At 63.5% G+C, this 18869-nt stretch carries 16 protein-coding genes, 1 tRNA gene and 1 pseudogene; 6 read left to right on the forward strand and 12 right to left on the reverse strand.

The genetic code is table 11. The features are described 5' to 3' along the window. Positions 1-7: 7 nt before the first annotated feature. A tRNA-His gene (locus tag JRN21_00535) sits at positions 8-114 on the reverse strand. Positions 115-211: 97 nt separating this feature from the next. Here JRN21_00535 and JRN21_00540 point away from each other — a divergent pair. The 4 genes from JRN21_00540 (at position 212) to JRN21_00555 (ending at position 4602) form a co-directional block, all read left to right on the forward strand. Continuing rightward, complete coding sequence (locus tag JRN21_00540; protein MDG6987799.1) at positions 212-949, forward strand: biotin--[acetyl-CoA-carboxylase] ligase; 738 nt, start codon at positions 212-214, stop codon at positions 947-949. 120 nt (positions 950-1069) lie between these two features. Then, positions 1070-2584: an acyl-CoA carboxylase subunit beta gene (locus JRN21_00545; GenBank protein ID MDG6987800.1), complete on the forward strand. Its 1515-nt coding sequence runs from the start codon at positions 1070-1072 to the stop codon at positions 2582-2584. A 7-nt stretch (positions 2585-2591) separates the two neighbouring features. Continuing rightward, on the forward strand, positions 2592-4106 hold the full coding sequence (locus JRN21_00550) for an ATP-grasp domain-containing protein (protein ID MDG6987801.1): 1515 nt from the start codon (positions 2592-2594) through the stop codon (positions 4104-4106). A 67-nt stretch (positions 4107-4173) separates the two neighbouring features. Next, the gene (locus tag JRN21_00555; protein MDG6987802.1) at positions 4174-4602 is read left to right on the forward strand and encodes a biotin/lipoyl-binding protein; all 429 of its coding nucleotides are present in this window, start codon (positions 4174-4176) and stop codon (positions 4600-4602) included. On the opposite strand, the gene JRN21_00560 is transcribed toward JRN21_00555, so the two are convergent. Beyond that, on the reverse strand, positions 4599-5063 hold the full coding sequence (locus tag JRN21_00560) for a redoxin domain-containing protein (protein MDG6987803.1): 465 nt from the start codon (positions 5061-5063) through the stop codon (positions 4599-4601). The genes JRN21_00555 and JRN21_00560 overlap by 4 nt on opposite strands. 241 nt (positions 5064-5304) lie before the next feature. Next, positions 5305-6762 carry an alkaline phosphatase family protein gene (locus tag JRN21_00565; GenBank protein ID MDG6987804.1) on the reverse strand — a complete coding sequence of 486 codons (1458 nt, stop codon included), beginning with the start codon at positions 6760-6762 and terminating at the stop codon, positions 5305-5307. A gap of 86 nt (positions 6763-6848) precedes the next feature. Between JRN21_00565 and JRN21_00570 the strand changes: the two genes are divergently transcribed. Beyond that, positions 6849-8108 (forward strand): alkaline phosphatase family protein, encoded by a 1260-nt coding sequence (locus JRN21_00570; GenBank protein ID MDG6987805.1) that lies wholly within the window; start codon positions 6849-6851, stop codon positions 8106-8108. Here the strand turns inward: JRN21_00570 and JRN21_00575 are convergent. From JRN21_00575 to JRN21_00615, 9 genes and pseudogenes are all read right to left on the reverse strand, one after another. Beyond that, the gene (locus tag JRN21_00575; protein ID MDG6987806.1) at positions 8105-10249 is read right to left on the reverse strand and encodes an acetate--CoA ligase family protein; all 2145 of its coding nucleotides are present in this window, start codon (positions 10247-10249) and stop codon (positions 8105-8107) included. The genes JRN21_00570 and JRN21_00575 overlap by 4 nt on opposite strands. Before the next feature lie 57 nt (positions 10250-10306). Next, on the reverse strand, positions 10307-10975 hold the full coding sequence (locus JRN21_00580; GenBank protein ID MDG6987807.1) for a hypothetical protein: 669 nt from the start codon (positions 10973-10975) through the stop codon (positions 10307-10309). Between the two features lie 3 nt (positions 10976-10978). After that, entirely contained in the window at positions 10979-11140 is a 162-nt protein-coding gene (locus tag JRN21_00585) for a hypothetical protein (GenBank protein MDG6987808.1), read from the reverse strand. A gap of 346 nt (positions 11141-11486) precedes the next feature. Continuing rightward, positions 11487-12167 (reverse strand): MBL fold metallo-hydrolase, encoded by a 681-nt coding sequence (locus JRN21_00590; protein ID MDG6987809.1) that lies wholly within the window; start codon positions 12165-12167, stop codon positions 11487-11489. 48 nt (positions 12168-12215) lie between these two features. Further along, a complete protein-coding gene (locus tag JRN21_00595) occupies positions 12216-13199 on the reverse strand; it encodes an aldo/keto reductase (protein MDG6987810.1) in 984 nt (327 codons plus the stop codon). A gap of 13 nt (positions 13200-13212) precedes the next feature. Next, positions 13213-13680, reverse strand: a complete 468-nt coding sequence (locus JRN21_00600) for a YbhB/YbcL family Raf kinase inhibitor-like protein (protein ID MDG6987811.1) — start codon at positions 13678-13680, stop codon at positions 13213-13215. Positions 13681-13905: 225 nt separating this feature from the next. Beyond that, complete coding sequence (locus JRN21_00605; protein MDG6987812.1) at positions 13906-15606, reverse strand: DUF885 domain-containing protein; 1701 nt, start codon at positions 15604-15606, stop codon at positions 13906-13908. Positions 15607-15746: 140 nt separating this feature from the next. Continuing rightward, complete coding sequence (locus JRN21_00610) at positions 15747-17288, reverse strand: pyridoxal-phosphate dependent enzyme (GenBank protein MDG6987813.1); 1542 nt, start codon at positions 17286-17288, stop codon at positions 15747-15749. 62 nt (positions 17289-17350) lie between these two features. Beyond that, positions 17351-17791, reverse strand: a pseudogene (locus JRN21_00615) (SRPBCC domain-containing protein). 241 nt (positions 17792-18032) lie between these two features. On the opposite strand from JRN21_00615, the gene JRN21_00620 reads away from it, so the two are divergent. After that, a complete protein-coding gene (locus tag JRN21_00620) occupies positions 18033-18803 on the forward strand; it encodes a hypothetical protein (protein ID MDG6987814.1) in 771 nt (256 codons plus the stop codon). The last annotated feature ends 66 nt before the right edge of the window (positions 18804-18869 follow it).

Raw genomic sequence — 18869 nt, forward strand, 5'->3', positions numbered from 1 at the left:
GTTTAAAGGCCCTGGGTGGGATTTGAACCCACGATCGAGAGGTGACGGCGCAGGCCTCGTGTCACGGGGCCCGCTCCACAGCCTCCTATGCTAACCAAGCTGCACCACCAGGGCCGCTCGTTGCGGCGGGTCGCAGACCGTCTTTATGTCTTAACCGGCTCCCCACGAGCGGACGCAAAGCATATCGGCGGACCCCGACCGCGACGCGCTGTTGGTCAAGTGGTCCTTCATAGAGCTGGACGAAGTCGGGTCCACCCAGGAAGTGGCTAAGGGCCTCGCAGCAGAAGGCGCACCCGAAGGCACGACGGTGGTCGCAAAGTCCCAGACCTCAGGCATGGGGCGGCTGGGGAGGAGATGGCTGTCCCCGGAAGGCGGGCTCTACATGTCGTTCGTGCTCAAGCCGGACCGCATCAAGCGACCCGAACTGGCTACCATCGTCTCCACAGCGGCGGTTGCCGAGGGCATCGAGAAGAGCACAGGTCTTGCCCCAACGATCCGATGGCCCAACGACGTCATGCTTCGTGGGAAGAAGCTAGCAGGGGTGATTGCCGAGGCACAGGCGTCGAGCGGCGGGGTGTCCTCCATCGTGGTCGGGATAGGGGTAGACTGCAGGCGTTCGGCAGACCTGCAGTCCCTGAGAGGAGAGTCGACCACGGTCGAGCAGGAACTGGGCAGGCCCATCGCAATACCTGAGGTCATGCGCTCCATCCTCGGCTCCTTCTCTGTGCTCTACGGCCGGTGGGCCGCCGGGGACGACGTTCGGAAGGAATGGGCGAGGAGGGTGGGCACCCTCGGGAAGCATGTCCTGGTCAAGCTGAAAACCGAAGAAAACCCCTTTTCATGCACGGCGAAGACGCTTGAAGACGACGGAAGCCTGTCGGTCTCCCTCGCCGGGAAAGACAGGGTCGTACGGGCCGAGGACCTCGAGTGGCTCAGGGAGCAGGGCTAGCCCTTCGTCAATCGACTACTGACGGCTGACGGCACCGCCTCTGCTGCCCACCCTTTTTATCGACAGACTGGGCCCGACCCCCAATTGAGCGCAGGCGACGCGGAGAGAGAGCTCGGGGAGATGAACAGGGCCGCAGAGCTGGGCGGAGGGAAAGAGCGGATCGACGAACAGCACAGGAAAGGGAAGCTCACAGCCCGCGAAAGGATAGACCTCCTCCTCGACCCGGGGACGTTCAACGAGCTGGACAAGTTCGTGACCCACAGGTCGACCGACTTGGGGATGGACCGCTCGAAGCCGCTCGGGGACGGCGTGGTCACCGGGTACGGGAAAATTGACGGCAGGCTCGCCTATGTCTACTCCCACGACTTCACGGTCTTCGGCGGCTCCCTCGGCGAGGCGCTCATGAAGAAGGTCACGAAAGTGATGGATCTCGCACTCAAGAACGGCGCACCCATCGTCGGGCTCAACGACTCCGGTGGCGCGAGGATACAGGAGGGGGTCCTAAGCCTCGCAGGGGTGAGCGAGCTGTTCTTCAGGAACACCTTGGCGTCAGGGGTGATCCCACAGATCAGCGCAATCCTCGGACCGAGCGCAGGCGCGGCTGCCTATTCCCCCGCCCTGACCGACTTTGTGTTCATGGTGAAGGGGACGGGACAGATGTTCGTGACCGGCCCTGAGGTGGTCAAGGCCGCGCTGGGAGAGACGGTCACCTTCGAGGAGCTGGGCGGAGCCGCTGTCCACTCTGCCCAGAGCGGAGTGGCCCACTTCGTTTCTGAGAACGAGAAGGAGTGCTTCTCGTCCATCAGGCGGCTCCTGTCCTTTCTTCCACAGAACAACACAGAGCTCCCGCCCGCCGTCGCGACCCCGGACGGGGCGGCTAAGGAGGATCCGGAGCTGAACGCGCTCGCCCCCGGCGAACCATACAGGACCTACGACATGAGGACAATCATACTGAGGCTTGTGGACGACCAGGACTTCCTCCAGGTGCACGCGGCCTGGGCCCAGAGCGTCATCGTGGGGTTCGCACGGCTCGCAGGCAGCACAATCGGAGTGGTCGCCAACCAGCCCGCCTACCTCTCAGGGGCGCTCGACGTCGACAGCTCTGACAAGGCCGCGAGGTTCGTCCGCTTCTGCGACGCGTTCAACATCCCCATCCTCACCCTGGTGGACGTCCCAGGATACATCCCGGGCACCGACCAGGAGCACCGGGGCCTCATCCGCCACGGCGCCAAGCTCTTGTACGCCTACTCGGAAGCGACGGTCCCCAAAGTCACGGTGATAGTGAAGAGGGCTTACGGGGGCGCATATTGCGCCATGGGGTCGAAGTACAGCAAGGCGGACGTCTGCTACGCCTGGCCCGGGGCGGAGATCGCTGTCATGGGCCCGGAGGGAGCGATCAGCATAATCTACAGGAAAGAGATAGAGGGCTCTGCCGACCCGGACGCCACCAGGAAGCAGCTCGCAGCCGAGTACAGGAAGAAGTTCGCCAACCCCTACGTCGCGGCGGGGAGGGGAGTAATCGACGAAGTGATCCCTCCATCTTCGACCAGACCCAAGCTCGTCGCAGCCTTCGAGTCCCTGAAGTCGAAGTCCGAGTTCAGGCCCGCGAAGAAGCACGGGAACATCCAACTGTGACTTTCAGTTGTTCGACAGCGTCCTCATAGCAAACCGGGGAGAGATAGCCGTCCGGATAATCCGGACCTGCAGGATCCTTGGAGTCAAGACGGTGGCGATATACTCCGACGTGGACGCCGAGGCGCTCCACGTCAAGCTTGCCGACCGGGCGGTAAGGATAGGCCCTGCCGACCCCGGAGACAGCTACCTGAACATCGACAAGCTCGTGCAGGCCGCCGCGGACGCCGGTGTCGACGCCCTCCACCCGGGATATGGGTTCGTCTCCGAGAACTGGAACCTGGCAGAGAAGTGTCGCCAGGCCGGGATAAAGTTCGTCGGCCCCAGCCCCAGGACCCTGGTGATCGCCGGGAACAAGGTCGACTGCAAGCGGGTCGCGAGGCGGGCCGGGGTCCCCGTTATCGAAGGGGGCGGAACGGTCTGCTACACTCCGGAGAACGCCTTGGACGCGGCCCGCGAGCTCGGCTATCCCGTCCTCCTCAAAGCTGCCTTCGGGGGCGGAGGCCGTGGGATACGGGAAGCCTACGACGACAGGCAGCTCGCCCAGGGGTTCAAACTAGCCTCCATCGAGACGAGGCGTTCCCTCGGCAAGTCGGGGCTCTTCGTCGAGAAGCTTGTCAAGCCCGCCCGACACATCGAGGTCCAGATAGTCTCGGACGGCCGGGGGAAGGTAATCCAGCTTGGCGAGAGGGAGTGCAGCATCCAGCGCAGGCACCAGAAGCTACTCGAGATGACCCCCGCCCCCGGCATGGACGAGCTCGCCAGGATGAAGGTCGCAGGATACGCCGTCGACCTCGCGAAGGCGCTCTCATACGAGAACGTCGGGACCATCGAGTTCCTTATGGACAAGGACCAGAACTTCTACTTCATCGAGGTCAACTCCAGGCTCCAGGTCGAACATCCCGTCACAGAGATGAGGGCGGGTCTGGACCTCGTTAAGGAGCAGCTTGAGATCGCGGCCGGAGAGGGGGTGGACTACGGCCAGGACGACGTCGAACTGAAGGGGGCGGCCATGCAGTGCAGGATCAACGCTGAAGACCCCGCGGCAGGATTCGCGCCGTCGAGCGGGAAGATAGACCGGCTCTTCTTTCCAGGCGGCGCCGGGGTGAGGATAGACACCGCCGTCTACCCCGGGTATGAAGTCCCCGAGTACTACGACTCCCTGCTCGCCAAGCTGGTAGTCAGAGGAAACGACATGGAGGATTCCCGGAAGAGGATGCTCCTCGCCTTGTCGGAGTTCGAAATCGAGGGGGTGAAGACGACCATCCGGCTCCAAAGGTTAATCCTGGAACACGAGGAGTTCATGGGCTGGAATCTCGACGTCGAGCTCCTCAAGAGGAACAGGATCGTCGAATCATACGTCGAGAGAGCGGCCGCCGACCGGGCCGAGCTCGCCAGTCAGGGGGCGGCCATCGCGGCGGCGATAATGGAGTCTGGAGCCGGCACGGGGCCTGCGGTGCGCGCGCGGCCTGCTTCTATGCGGCAGCAGCCTGTCCAGAAGGCGAGGCACTACGACGCGATATGAGCTGAGCAGCGACGACGGCGACTTCATCGTCGACGCGGTCTCTGCGGGCGACGCATACGGCGTGACCGTGTCAGGGCGGGCGTATAGGCTGAAGATCAGGCCAGGGTCGTCGGCGGGGACGCTCGTCGCCGAGCTGTCAGGGAGGCCCCTCATCGTAACCTCGGTCAGGGCGACCCCCTCCGGTCTAGAGCTGACCATAGGCGGGGAGCGCTTCGCCTACCGGCGCGTGGCATCTGCGACCCGCACTTCAACCGCCGCAGCCGCTTCGACCACTGCGAGTCCGAAGGACGTCATCGCGGCTCCCATGCCAGGCAAGGTGATCTCAGCCCTCGTCCAGGAAGGGGCGAAAGTGAAGGCTGGAGACCCTCTGGTGATACTGGAGTCGATGAAGATGGAAGTGGCAGTCAGGGCTGACCGCGACTGCGAAATCGTGGAGGTCCTCACGGAAGAAGGGGCCGCCGTCAGGCGCGGCCAGGGACTCGCGAGGGTCCGCTAGAGCGCCTTCTCGATGGCGCCGAAATCAGGGTATTTGCCCGGGTTCTCTCCTACCCACTCATAGACGATCTTCCCCGACCCGTCTACCACGAAGATGGCTCTGTTGGCGGCGTTGTACCCTTCCATCCCTCCCAATTTCTCCCAGACTACGCCGTACTCCCTGATGGCTTCCCGCTTGAAATCGCTGAGCAGAGGGAAGTTGAGGTTGTGCTTCTCGGCGAAGGCCTTGTTGGCGAAGGGCGGGTCGACCGAGATCCCGACAACGTCGGCATTCAACTTCTTGAGCCCCTCGTGCATGTCCCTGAACTCGCACATCTCCTTCGTGCATACCCCGGTGAACGCCCCCGGGTAGAACGCGAAGACCGTCTTCCTCCCAGCGGCCAGGAAATCGTTCATCTTCCTCAGCTTCAGATCCGTGTCGTAGAGGGCGAACTCCGGTGCCTTGTCTCCAGCTTTGAGCATATCAGACGCTGCCCGAGCGGGGGCGTTTTAATTTTACCGAAGCTCGAGGTTCGTGGCCATCGCGACTAGGCGACTGTCCGGCGCCGCAAGCCACACCTTACCGCTTCCGCCCGTCGTCGCCGAGTTCGCCGCCCTGGGCGAAATCTACCTGCCGAGAGAGCAAAAGTAAGCTTACATGCGGCGTAGCCGTACCTAAAGCTGCACCGGACTGAAAAGTCCCACGCGGTCTCTTACCTCCCGTCTAGACTGAGGCCGGCCCCTTGCCTACCGCAGGAGTGCCCCGCTTGGCGGCGGGCCTCCTTGACCACGTGTATCTGGCCACCAGCACCAAAAGCGCCAGCAGAGCTACCCCCACGGAGGCGGTGATTGGAGCGGTTTCGTATATCGGGGTGTATGTCGAGTTGGAAGCGACCAACGTCGGCACCCCCAGCGAGGCGAGGTCACCGGCGTAGGACCCCTGTCTTTGATATGGGAGGCTCGTGAATGGTGTCTGCAGCTCCATAGGGAAGGCGCTCCCATTGCCGAGCACCACCGGCTCCCTCACGAGCGAGCCTCCAGGGTAGGTCTGGTTGAAGTCGAACATGTCCAGGGGGAGCCCAGAGTCTGCGACGAAGGTGTTGAGCGCCGGGATGTTCCAGTTGTAGTCCACGAAGGCCAGCGTGGACGCGTGGTTCATGACCGTGTGGGAGACGTAGTTCTCCTTGGCGTAGGGCGAGATGACGAAGAACGGCACCCTGAACCCCAGCTGCACTCCGTCGACGGTCGGCGGAGGGACATGGTCATAGTACCCTCCTCCCTCGTCGTACGTGACGAATACCGCCGTCGAGTTCCAGTACCCGCTCTGCATCACCCCGTCAACCACACCAAGGAGCCAGTCCTCTCCTTCGGTCATGTTGGCCGAGGGATGCTGGTCTACCCCCGTAGCCCCTCCCCCGACCGGCATCACCCAGGACACCGACGGGAGGCTCCCGTGCTGCAGGGCGCCGTAGAAGGAGTCCCAGCTCTGGATCCGGGACGAGTACGCCCCTATACCGTCGAAATAGTTGAGAGGGAAGTTGTCCGACGCCGGGTTCTGTACGTAGTACCCCCAGCTCACCCCATAGCGGTTCAGCTCTGAGAAGATCGACTGGTTCACCGGTATGTAGGGGGGCGGCCCGCTGTCGGTGGTTATCCCAGCCCCATAACCGGCGAGGGAATAAAGTCGGTTCGGGTTGGTCATGCAAAGGCAGCTCGAGAAGTACCTGTCGGCTATGGCGTACTGCTCTGCCCAGTCCCACTCCACCGCCACCTGCGACGGACCGAAATACGTCATGGACGCGCTCCCGCTGTTTGCTGCGAACCCGTCCATCTTCCCGCTGTCCCAGTCCGCAGAGTATACGCCCTCGTTGGGGTCCGCCGTAGAATAGACTCCGTTTGGCACCTGGGTGAGGGCCCGGGCGGCGCCCGTCGGGGCGCCGAGGACGTCGTCTGGGGCCTGCAGCGACGACAGTAGAGGCGAAGGGCTGCTCGAGTTCATGGTCGGATAGAGGCCGAAGATGTTGTCGAAGCTGTGGTTCTCCATCATCACGATCACGACGTGCTTTATCGGGGTGGCCGTGCCCGACGCCCCGGCCGCGGGGATTGCGCCAGCCATGACCTGTGCCGCAAGCAGGGAAGCAACCAGGACCGCCGTGAGCCTGCGGGTGGGAACCGGTGCCACGCCTTCCGCAAACGCGCTGGCTGGGATATATCGGTTGCCGGAACTTCGGGCCCCTTACAAGGCATATCAGCCCGGTGGCCGGGGCGTTGTCGTTGCTTCCTCCTGGCGCCGTGAGGCCCGACTACGAAGGCTACTGCCTTTCCAACGTCCCCTCGACGGTCCAGTCTCTCTTCGGCCTGGACCCTGGGAGACCGCGACTTCCGAAGGACGCACTGGGAGACGTGGAGACGTCGGGGATCGACAACGTGATACTCATGCTATGCGACGGGCTGGGATACAACGAGTGGCGCAGAACACCCGGGACCGGGTTCTTCGGCGCCTTCAACACGAAGGGGAGCGTCAGGCCGATCACCAGCATCTTCCCCTCGACCACGGCCGCGGCGCTGACCAGCGTCAGCACCGGCCTGACCCCACAGGAGCATGGGCTCCCCGAGTGGTTCGTCTACATGCAGGAGCTTGGGGAGATCATACTCACGCTTCCGTTCTCCAGGCCGGGGGAGCGCGGCCGAGACACCCTCAAGGGAAGGTTCCCCGAACGCGCCCTCTTCGACGGAGCCCCCGTCTTCCGCCGGCTGAAGACAGAAGGGATCGGATGCATGACGTTCACGGGCGGCTACCTTGCCAACACGGTCTACTCCACCCTCACCAGGGCAGGGACCGGCGTCACACCATACTCGAGCGCATCCGACCTCAGCGTGTCCCTGAGGCGCTTCGTTGAAAAGGCGAAGGGGAAAAACTTCGTCTACGTTTACTGGAGCGACGTGGATCACATCGAACACGCCTACGGCCAGGGGACGGACGAGTCTCTCGTCGAGACATCCCTCATATCACATGCCATGCAGGAAGGGTTCCTTGACAGGGTGGACAGGGAGGCGGCCAAGAGGACCCTGATTCTACTGACCGCGGACCACGGCCAGCTCACCGTCGAGCCGGAGAAGACGGTGTATGTGAACCGGTTCACCAAGCTGACGAGGAACCTGCAAAAAAATCCACATGGAGACATGATCCCTCCATGGGGAAACTTGAGGGACACTTTCTATCTGGTGGACGAAAGCCGACTCGAGGAGACGGAGAGATACATGCAGGAAAAGCTAGACGGCGTGGCCACGGTCATGAAGACCGCCGACGGGATAAAGGAGGGGCTTTTCGGCATTAACAGGCCGAGCGGGAGGTTTCTGAGACGGGTGGGGAACCTGATGGTCTTGCCTCACGGGAACAGGACCGTCTTCTACAGGTACAAGAAGGGCGCCATCCCGGACCTCAAAGGACAGCACGGCGGGCTCTCCAAGGAGGAGATGACCATCCCCCTCGCTGCTGCGAGGCTCTCGGACCTGCAGGGTCACTAGGCGCTTCGGGCGGCCCTGGCGTCGACTGAAACCATCTCTTCCCCCTTCGCCATGAGCGGGTTCACTTCGATCTCCTGGATCTCGGGGTGATCCAGGAGTATCCGCGAGAACCTGGAAACGGTCTTGGCCAGCTGCGCTACAGACGCCTTCGGCCCTCCCCGGTATCCCCTCATCAGGGTCCCCAGGCTGCCTCCGCTGATCATCGACTTCGCCCAGGCCGGGGTCACGGGCGCCACGGCCAGCGAAACGCCCCGCAAGAGCTCCGTGTAAGTCCCTCCGAACCCCACCGCCACCACCGGCCCGAAAGTAGGGTCCCGCGTGCACCCCAAGATCAGCTCCAAGGCGTCCTCCACCATCTCCTGGACCAGCATGCCCCCGAACCGGACCTTCCTTTTCCTGACCAGGCTCTGAAACCGGGCGAGGGCGGCTCCTGCCTCTTCAGGGGATTGCACCCCCAGGACTACCCCTCCGACGTCTGCCTTGTGAGGGAGGTCGGGTGACAGCAGTTTGCAGGCGACGGGGAACCGCCACCTCTCCAGTCCCTTGAGGCCGGCCCTCGTCTTGATCACCAGGGAGCGGGGTTCCCTTATGCCGTGACTGGCCAGAAGGCTCGCCAGCTCCTCCCGAGTGAAGGGCCCGTCCGTCTCCCCTGCCCTCCGCCTCGTCGGCGCCTCCTGCGCCAGGGAAGTCTGCTCCTTCCGCATCTGCGCGTATCTCAAAGCCGCCGAGAGGGCTCGGACCGCCCTCTCAGGGGTCGGGAAGCTGGGGATGCCGGCCTCCATGAACTCCGTGTGGATGCGGGAGGCAAGCTCCGACCTCCCTACGACGCACATGCACACAGGCTTCCCGGTCCTCCGGACGGCCGGGATCAGCCTGCTCGCCACGTCGGGGTCGATGCCAGGGGTCTGGTGGGTAGGGATGACAAGGCACATGTCGTATCCTTTTGACGAAGCGACCTCCTCCACAACCCTGACGAACTCGTCGGTGCTCGCGGACGCCGTGAGGTCGACCGGGTTCTCGAGGGCAGCGTTGTATACGAACCCGGACCCCTCGAACTCGGAGCGGAGGCGGTCAGCCACCCCCTTTTCCAGCGGGTCTGTCCTCAGGCCGGCCTTCTGAGCCTCGTCGATCGCTATGGTCCCGGCCCCTCCCGCGTTGGTGACCACCGCAAGCCTCCTGCCTGCTGGCTTCGGGAGCATCAGTAGCGCCACGGCGAAATCGGCAAGCTCCTGGAGGCTCGCCGCCTCGACGACTCCTGCCTGTCGGAACGCGGCACTGTATACGTCGTAGTTCCCGACGAGAGACGCCGTGTGGGTCAGCGCCGCCCTGGCACCGCCCGGCGTCTTCCCTGCCTTGAACACCACCACAGGCTTGGACCTGGACGCTCTGCGGGCCGCGCTCAGGAGCTTCCTCCCGTCGCGCGCCCCTTCCAGGTATAGGACGATCACCTTCGTCTCCGCGTCGTCTGAGAAGTATTCCATCACGTCCTCTACCGAGACGTCTGCCTGGTTCCCGGTCCCCACCAGGGCCCTTATCCCCGCCCCTTCGGCCGTCAGCTCTTCTATGAGTGCCTGGCCCAGGTGCCCGCTCTGGCTAATGATCGCTATCCCGCCGCGCAGGGGCTTCAGGAGCGACGCGACCTGGGTGCCGTCGGGGAGAGTCTTTGTTGGGCGCAGGAAGAGCGTGTCCACCCCTGACACCATGTCGACCACCCCGATGGTGTTGGGGCCGAGGATCCTCATCCCGGTTTCGGCGGACATCTCCGTCATCCGAGCTTCGGCGTCCGCCCTGCCGGCTTCGGCGTAGCCGCTCGTCACGACGATGGCCGCCTTCACGCCGGCCCTGGCAGCCGACTGAATCACCCCCAGAGCCTGGGGCCCGGGAACGGCGATCACGAGCAGTTCGGGGACCTCGGGGAGGGCCCCGACCGACATGTATGCCCGCTGACCCATCACAGAATCGTGCGTCGGATTGATGGCGTAGACGCTTGCTTTGAGGGCCCCCCTTCGACGGTTCTCGAGTAGGTTGGCGAATATTATCGACCCCATCTTCCCGGGGTCGGACGAGACTCCCGCTACCGCTATGCTCCTGGGCGCGAAGAAGCTCGCCATGCCCGCGGCGCGGTCTTCAGGCGTCGTCATGTCAGCCCGGTACCGGCTGGCTGGCTAAAAGGTGGGGCGTGACGCTGCGGTCAGTGCCTATCGTGTGATCGAAGGCGTTCGCAGGTGGACCTCCATCCCCGAGTCCTTCAGGACCTGGACGGTCGCGTCTATGATGCTCCTCGGCCTTATGCCTCCCGCCCACCTGCTGATGTTGGCTACCGGCGGGCACCCCGGCGGCGGGATGCAGAGCCGGTTGAGCCTTTCAAGGTCGGTGTTCAGGAGCAGGGTACCGTGGACCAGCAGAGCCCTGGGGGTGGCCCTCGCCGCCATCCCGGACACCTTGCAGCCGTCCACGTCGATTCTGTTTGGGGGCGCGAACCCGGCGGGGACGCCGCGCCTCTCGAGCGCCCGGACGACGTAGCTCGAGGCCTGGCCGAAGATCTTGGCGGGAGAGTGGAAGGGGCCAGCCGACCTGACGAAGATGCTCCAGTTCAGGTTCCCGCGGTCGTGGTAGACCACACCGCCCCCGGTCTCCCTCTGGACGACCTTCACTCCGAGCCTCTGGGTCAGGCCCTCATGATACCAGCCGTACCTGGCGTTCTTCGCCTTCCCCCTCACAAGGCACTCGGAGTCCACCCAGAACCTGACCGATTCAGGGAGCTCCCCGGCCTCGACCTTCGCGAAGACCTCCTGCTCCCTGGCGACGTTCTTCTCTGGGTCCAGGGTCCGGTCATAGCTGACCAGGACCTCCTTCCCTGAAAACAATGCTCACCAGCCGCTCCTCTCAGAACCTCGGGAACCTGAGCTTCCGATGGCGACCGAGTGCCCAGTGCTGTACCCGCTACACTCTACGTCATGGAATGCGGAGAGGATTGCGAACTGAGTCGAGATGACGAGGATGCGGAGGAGCACAAACCACGCCCGTTTCATGGTCTCACAGGCCGGGCCAGCGGATTTAAGGGAGACTCGTCCGGAATGAGCGGCGGGCCCTCATCCGCCTTCTCTGAGAGATTCGGCGACAGAACGCGAAGTGCGACTGACAGCCATCGCCCCAGAGCGGAGCCCCCCTGAGTCATGCCTGCCCGCGGACCCTCTCGGGCCCCTGGCTGTGCCGTCAACGCGTCCACGGCCCTGTAGAATCAGAACGGTTTCGACGGAGGCGGGTCTCTTAGGACATCAGTTGCCTTTCCCAGCGTGGCGCGCTCTTGCTGGCACATGGCAGAACCCGCAAGGGCAGCTTTTCAATCGTTCGAATCTCGCGAGAGCTATGCTGGGGTCAGAGCCTCTTCGAAAGCTCTCCCAGCATTTTGGGACCCTCGGCCGACTTCAGCGGCTCGCCGTGGCCGCTCAGCATGACCTCGAAGTCAAGGGCAGCGAGCTGTTCTATGGAAACCTTCGCCTGTTGCATGTCCTTTGTGAACTGCGGAGGGGGCCCCTCTAGCTTACCCTTCATGTATCTGGCTGTGTCTCCGACGAAGAGTACCTTCGACTCCCTGTCGAGGAGCGAGATGCTCCCTGGGGTGTGACCGGGGGTATGGATGACCGAAAGCCGGCCCACGGCGTCTCCGTCCTTCAGCCTCCTTTCGGGCTCTACGGGCTTGACGCCCATCATCGATGACGCCACCTTGAACGCTAGCCCGACAGCCCCGCCGGGCGAGGGATATTTCGCCTTCCCTGAAACGAAATCTGCGTCTGCCTCATGGACAGCTACGCTCGCCCCAGTCGCAGCCTTCAGGGCAGCCAGCCCCCTGACGTGGTCGATGTGGCAGTGGGTGATGACTATCGTTTTCACGTCCGAAGGCTTCCGATTTGCCGCCGCGAGGAACTCCAGGATCTTCTTCCCGTCTCCCTCCATTGTCGCATCCACAAGCGTCAGGGTGCCCCCTTCCTCTTCCACCAGGTAGGAGTTGGCGTTGGTGCCGTCGACGTACTGGATCCCCTTCACTATCTCGGTCAACGTCTCTCCCTCTCTCGGGTCCGGCCTTCCTATAAACAGAGGGGTGAGTCAGCTGTGCCCGGTCACAGGCTGAGGGAGATACGGCTCCTCGAGGTACTTCGTCTCGCCTTCCGAAAGCTTCACGTCCAGGGCTCCTGCCATCTCTTCCAGGTGCTCCACCTTTGAGGTCCCGACAATGGGGGACGTCACCCCTTTCTGTAACAGCCAGGCCAGGGCGACCTGGTTGGGGGTCGCACCCTTCTGCTTGGCCGTCTCCACAAGTCTTCCCACTATCGTGTCGTTCTGTGGCTTGCCCACATACCTGCTGTGGCCCATGGTGCCGGGGGCGACTCTCCTGCTGTCTCCTTCCTTCGGCGCCAGCTTTCCGTTCTCGAGATACTTCCCCGACAGGAACCCGCCGGCGGTCGGCCCCCAGGGGATGAGGGCGACCCCCTCGGACTTGCAGAGGGGTATCATCTCCCTCTCCTCTTCGCGATAGAGGAGATTGTACAGATTCTGCATGCTGGCGAAGCGCTCGTACCCTTTCATGTCGCTGGTGTAGATCGCCTTCGCGAACTGCCAGGACCACATGCTGGAGGCGCCGATGTAGCGCACCTTCCCGTTCCTTACTAGGTCAGTCAGCGCTGAAAGCGTCTCCTCTATGGGGGTCTCGTAGTCCCATCGGTGTATCTGGTAGAGGTCCACATGATCGGTCTTCAGCCTCCCGAGCGACTCCTCCACCTGCCACATAATGTGGCCTCTGGACAGCCCGCGCCTGTTGGGCCCCTCGCCCATCCCGCCGCGGACCTTCGTCGCCAGCACCGCATCGTCCCTTATCCCCTGGAGGAACTCCCCGACTATCTCCTCAGACCTCCCGTTCGAGTAGACGTTCGCGGTGTCGTAGAAGTTGATCCCCATGTCCCAGGCGCGTTTCAGGACCTTCTTCGCCCCTTCCCCGTCCACCATCCACGCCTCTTCATTCCCGAATGTCATGCACCCGAGACAGATGCGGGAGACTTTGATGCCCGTCTGCCCTAGCCTGACGTATTCCATGATTCTGACACTGCTACCTTTCGTAGGTGCCTACGAGGCGGGCCTGCTCCAGGATGGAGTCGGAGATGGCGTCGAGCAGCTGGGAGCGGGCCAGGCCCGGTCCCAGCTCCATCTCCTTCCCCAGCGCATAGATCCAGAAGTAGTAGTGGTGTACGCCGTGCCCGTTCGGCGGATAGGGCCCCATGTACCCAGCCTTGTGGGTCCCGTTGACGCCTCCCACGAAGGCGTCGGGCCCCTGACCCTCAGAGAGGCGGGTGACGCTAGCCGGAATCCCGTACAACACCCAGTGGGTGAACCCATGGGGGAGCGGCGCGTCGGGGTCGTGACAGACCAACGCGAACTCCTTCGTTCCCTTGGGGGCCCCGCTCCACTCGAGAGGCGGAGACTTGTTGCCTGCGTCACCTCCGTACTTCTTGTCCATCCGTCCGGAAGGCCCGAAGGCGGGGCTCGTAACCCGGAAACTACCAAGTTTGAGGCTCATAGGTCAGGGACGGGGGACCAGAGCGATAAAAGACTAGTTGCCCGGTGCTATAGCGACTTCGGGCCTTCTGGTCCCGATGACTCTCGTCGCGCCGTAATGCAATGGCAGTCGCACTTCGTCCAGGTCAAGCGGCCGAAGGAGACGATACCGGCTTCGACCTTCCAGTGCTTTCCGGCGCTGGCGCAGTTCAGGCAGGCGTCGTTGGTCCCTTCGGTGCGCGACCGCCTAGAGTCCCGCGTCGCGCTCTACGGCCTCTCTCAAGGCTTTCAGAGGGATCGCCCCTCTCCCCAGTACGGAGTCGTGGAACCTCCGCGCGTCGAACTTCGGCCCGAGCCGCTTCCGGGACTCGTCACGGAGCTTGAGGATCTCCAGCTGTCCGGTCTTGTAGGCGAGCGCCTGGCCGGGCCAGGTGATGTACCTGTCCACCTCGTTGACGATGTTGTTCTTGGCCAGCGCTGTGTTTTCCATCATGAACTGGATGGCTCGATCCCTGCTCCAACCCATCGCGTGCATCCCGGTGTCCACGACTAGCCTGCAGGCCCTCCAGGCGTCGTAGGAGAGGATGCCTATGCGGCTGAGGTCTGAAGAATACAGCCCCATCTCGTCCGCGAGTCTCTCCGCATACAGCCCCCACCCCTCTATGAACGCGGTCACCCCGCTGTTCTTCCTGAACTCCGGGACCCCTTCCAGCTCCTGGGCTATGGCGATCTGGAGGTGGTGGCCGGGGACCGACTCGTGAAAGGCGAGCGCCTCAGCCTCATACCTCGGCCTGGTCCGAGGCTCGGAGGTGTTGATGTAATACCTCCCGGGCCTGGAGCCGTCGGCGGCTGGCTGCCGGTAGTACGCTATAGTCGAGTGCTTCTCTTCATGCTCCTCCATCCTGGCGACCTCGCAGGGGGTCTTCGGAAGTCGCCCGAACCACTTTGAAATCGCAGCGTTCGCCCTTGAAAGCGCGTCCACGGCCGCTTCCTCGACCTCGTCTCTGCTGTCAAAGTACAGCGACGGGTCTGTCCGCAGCCTGTCGAGTGTCTCCTTGAGCCCGGATGCCCCGAAGACCATCTTGCCGAGCCGTTCCATCTCCCTGTCAATCCTCTCCACCTCCTTGAGCCCGGTCAGGTGGACCTCCTCCGCGGCCAGGTCCAGCGAAGTGTGGACCCGAATGAGCTTGAGGTATGCCTCCCTCCCTCCGGGGACGTGCATGATGCCGGCGCTCTCCTGCGGCCTGGCCCTGGGGAGTATCTCCGCCTTCAAGAACTCGAGATATCCCGCGAAAGCGGGCCTGGCCTGCCTCCCGACGGCGCTTTCCAGCCCCGCCCTGAACTCGTGCCTCTGCCCCTCGGTCCAGTCGTCATGGGAGACCGAGAGGGGTCTGAGGAGAGCCCAGTCCCTGTCAGGCTTCGTCAGCAGGTCTGCCAGCTCATCCACCACCTTCTCCACTTCCTCCCTGACCGCCGTCTTCCCTGTCGACGCCCCCGCCCTGAGGTTGGCGACGTGCTGAGCGAGGTACGCTCCGATGGCCTGCCACCGCCTTATCATCGAGGTCCCCTCCTCGAAGGTCCGGACGGGCTGATACGACTCGACGTTCAGGAGCTCCACCTGGGGTCCGCCCAGGGGGTCGACGACCCAGTCGTCGAGGCCGCACGAAAGATAGTCTGCCGCGGCTCGGGCATCTACTGCGAGCGCGGTCCTGGTGAGGCTCTCCGCGGCTGGCAGACCGTCTTCGGGGATGGCCTCGCATCTTCGTACCACTTCCTCATACTGCCTGCGGACCCTGTCCCTCCCTTCTGGGGTGATGTCTGGGAGCCTGTCGTCGAACCTGCGGTCGCCGAGGGCGGTCGCCGAAAGCGGCTCGTTGGCTATCCTCTCCTCCCAGTAGCTCTCTGCCAGTCTCGAGAGGGTCTCGCGGGGGTCTTCTTGACGCTCCATCTCACTACCAGGGAGCCACACGTCCTAAACTGTTACCGAAGCAGACACGAGCGACGGCGGAGGGTTGACGGCCTTCGCGCAGGAAACGGCCCCACCAGGGACTCGACGGTCATGCCGAATCGGGGCCCCTCGTCGCTCCGCTAGCTCCTCGCTCTCTGGACCAGTTCGAGCGGCTGCCTCCCACTCGATGCCGGCAGCCCTGTGATCCCTCCGACGAGGCTCTCCGCGGCCACCCCCTTCCTCTCCAGCGCCTTCGCCATCATCAGCGAAGTGCCGCCGGCCATGCACACCAGCAGCAGCGGTTTCCCGTCCTTCGGAAGGAGTTCCTCGAACTCTCCTGAAGGCTCCGACCCGTTGAGGACCGCCTGGACGTCCCTCGCGTCGGCGACCTTCACCGACTCCCTCTTGACCCCCAGCGACGATGCGATGATCTCGACGCCCGCGTCCCTGGGCGTGAAGCTGTTGTGCACCCAGAGCACCGCGCCGTAGTCTCCGATGCACGATACCGCCTCGTTGAGCCTCACCTGGTCCCTCTTCCCCTTCCTGGCCACGGCCTGCACCTCAGAGATGTACTTCGAGGAACCGTCGGCCACCATGACCACGAACTTCTTCCCCACTCCGTAGTTCAGGAGCTGCATCGTGGCGTACAGGGCGAGCGCCCCGCTCTCGCCGACGTCGTACCCCTTCCGGTTGAAGAACCCGAAGACCTTGCTCGCTTCTTCGAAGTCAGCTTCGTGCTCTCCGGCGTAGGCCTCCGGCTCGTAGAACTTCAGCCCGGCCGCCTTCTGCTTCGTCCGGATGCCGGCGACGTCCTGGCCCGAAAGCGGGAAGACTACCCTCGTCCCCTTCCTTCCATGCCGCGAGGCGACATACCTGCTTATCCCGGTGGCCGTCCCTCCGGTGCCGAACGCGCAGACGAAGTCGACCTCTCCGAGGGTGTGCCCTCGCTCCCCCAGCTGGGCATCGACCTCAGGGCCGGTCACCGTCCTGTGGACTTCCACGTTCAGCTCGTTGTCGTACTGCTCGGTGCAGAACCCGCCGTATGCCCGGGCTAGCACCTTGGCGAGCCCTATCGCGTCCTGCCGGGCCAGGAGCGCCTCCGCTTCGCCCCTGACGGCGTCGAAGCGCTTGGGGTCGAACCCCAACTCCCCGAGCTGCTGTCTGACTCCTTGGGCGACGCCCTTAGCCATGGCCATGTCCTCGTCACCGACCATCCCGGGCGCCGGGCATATGTCGATGTCCAGGTTCAGGAGCCTGACCCCTCCCGAGCGCAGCCGCTCCGTGACCCCCTGCTGCAGCCTCCTGGATACTATGGCCACCACGTCCAGGCCGAGCTTCCCGATCTCCCCGAGGGCGAGGCCGAAGTTCCCCGACGTAGCCTCGAAGACCGTCTGGCCCTTCGTCAGCCTCCCGCTGGCTATGGCTTCACGCAGGATCGCGACCGCCGGCCTGACCTTGACCGAACCTCCGGCGAGTCTGGAGTCCATCTTGGCGAACACCCTGACCCCATCGGAGGCGAGGTCCAGCCCGTACTCAGCCTTCGCGCACTCGAGCACTGCGTCGGTCACTTCAAGCAGCGGGGTCGGGTTGGCGGCCTTCCCGCCCGCGAGGTGAGGCACCCGTGCCAGTACCTCCGAGTCGAACCGCCTGAGAAGCTCCATGTCGGAGTCTGCCATCTGCATATGAAAGGGCTTTCCGGGTGCCTCCTTATATAACATATGTTATCCCTCGGCCTGTCGTCGTCCTACCTGTTGGGGTCGCCCTTGCCCGTCGTTATCAGGCTCTTGAGGCTCCCCCTGATGTACGAGCCCCAGGCGTCCGTGCAGACGCCGTAGCACTCGATCCGGGGGACGAGCCCCTGGTGGGTGAACCTTACCTCGGTCTTCTTCCCCTTCCTTGGGATGTCGAAGACGATCTTGGTCCCTGTCCATTCACTCTTGTCCTTTACGAAGTTGAGGTATCCGTCCATGACGTCCCAGACCACCTTCTTCCCCGGGACCATCTCAGTGATCTTCTGGGTGCTGCGATGCACGTCCTCGTAGCGCTACGTCCATACGCTCCCCACCTTGTCTGTGCGGCCCTCTATGTCCCCAGACCACCACCCACGGACGTTGTTGATCGCCACATAGGCTTCCTCGGGGGACTGCTCTACTAGGAAGGCAGTAGTGTAGCTGTCTCCGGCCATGTCCGGCGTCGGCGGGGGCCCGGCCTAAAAGTCGTTCTCAGGACGGCGCAAAGAGGCGGCCTTCCGTCCCGGTACGGGACCGAGCGGTCCCCAGCATCACGCCTCCAACGGACGTCTCGGGACGACCTGAACAGGCGGGTCCGTGCCAGACTGAGGGTCTAGGCTGACCGGGTGAAACCGCTTAAATCGGATTCCGATGCGGTGCGGGCCGTAAATTGAAGGGGATCCCGTGGAGGAAGGGATGAAGGGCCAGTCCTTCCACCGGCGCAAGGTCAGGGTCCAGGAAACCCCGTCGTTGAACTTCGACGAGTTGAGGGCCAGGACCGTCAACGCCCTGGACAAGCTCGGAGGGCAGAGGTTCTCCGCCGAGCCCGGCGGATACTCGCTCGAGAACTGGTCCAGGGGGGTGAACGTCCTTCTCGACGAGTTCGAGGAAAAGGCCGGAGCCGCGAGACTTTCGCCCGAGTACCTGTCGAAGCGCCGCGACCTGAACGCCACGTTGTCAAAGCCGGTCGTAGTCGCATCGATAGATGACCGCATCTCCGAGCTCAGGTCGAGCATCGCTGCCGTCGAAGGGAAGATAGAAACCGAGAGGACCACGAGGGTCAGAAGGGTCGCAGAACTGAAGACGGAGGAGGCGCGATGCTCGGGGGAACTGGAGGAGGAGAGGAGACGGGTCGCTGGCGAGGCTCCGCCCCTACCCAAAGGCTCGCTCTTCAGCCGCCTCCTGGGGAGGTCCAAGACCCCCGCAAAGGTCTCTGAAAACAGGATAAGGGAGCTTGGCGCAAAGCTGGCCGCCCTTTCCGAAGAGATCGCCGAACAGAAGAAGCAGCTGAAGCTGGTCGACCTCCATACGCCTGGGTCGCCTTTCGTCGAGGACTGGACCCAACTCGATTCGATGCAGACCAGGCTGAAGGGCCTTGAGGCGGAGAAGCTCGAGAGGACCCAACTGGTCGCAGAGAGGGCGGAGATGATGGGGTCGATGGCAGAGGCTATCTCAAGGATTGAGTAGCCTGGCTCCGGGCGCGGCCAATGCCTGAACAATGGGCGTCTGCCGCCCTGCGGATTCAGCGGCTGA

This window comes from Nitrososphaerota archaeon, assembly GCA_029785825.1.
Taxonomy (GTDB): Archaea; Thermoproteota; Nitrososphaeria; order Nitrososphaerales; family Gagatemarchaeaceae; genus UBA183.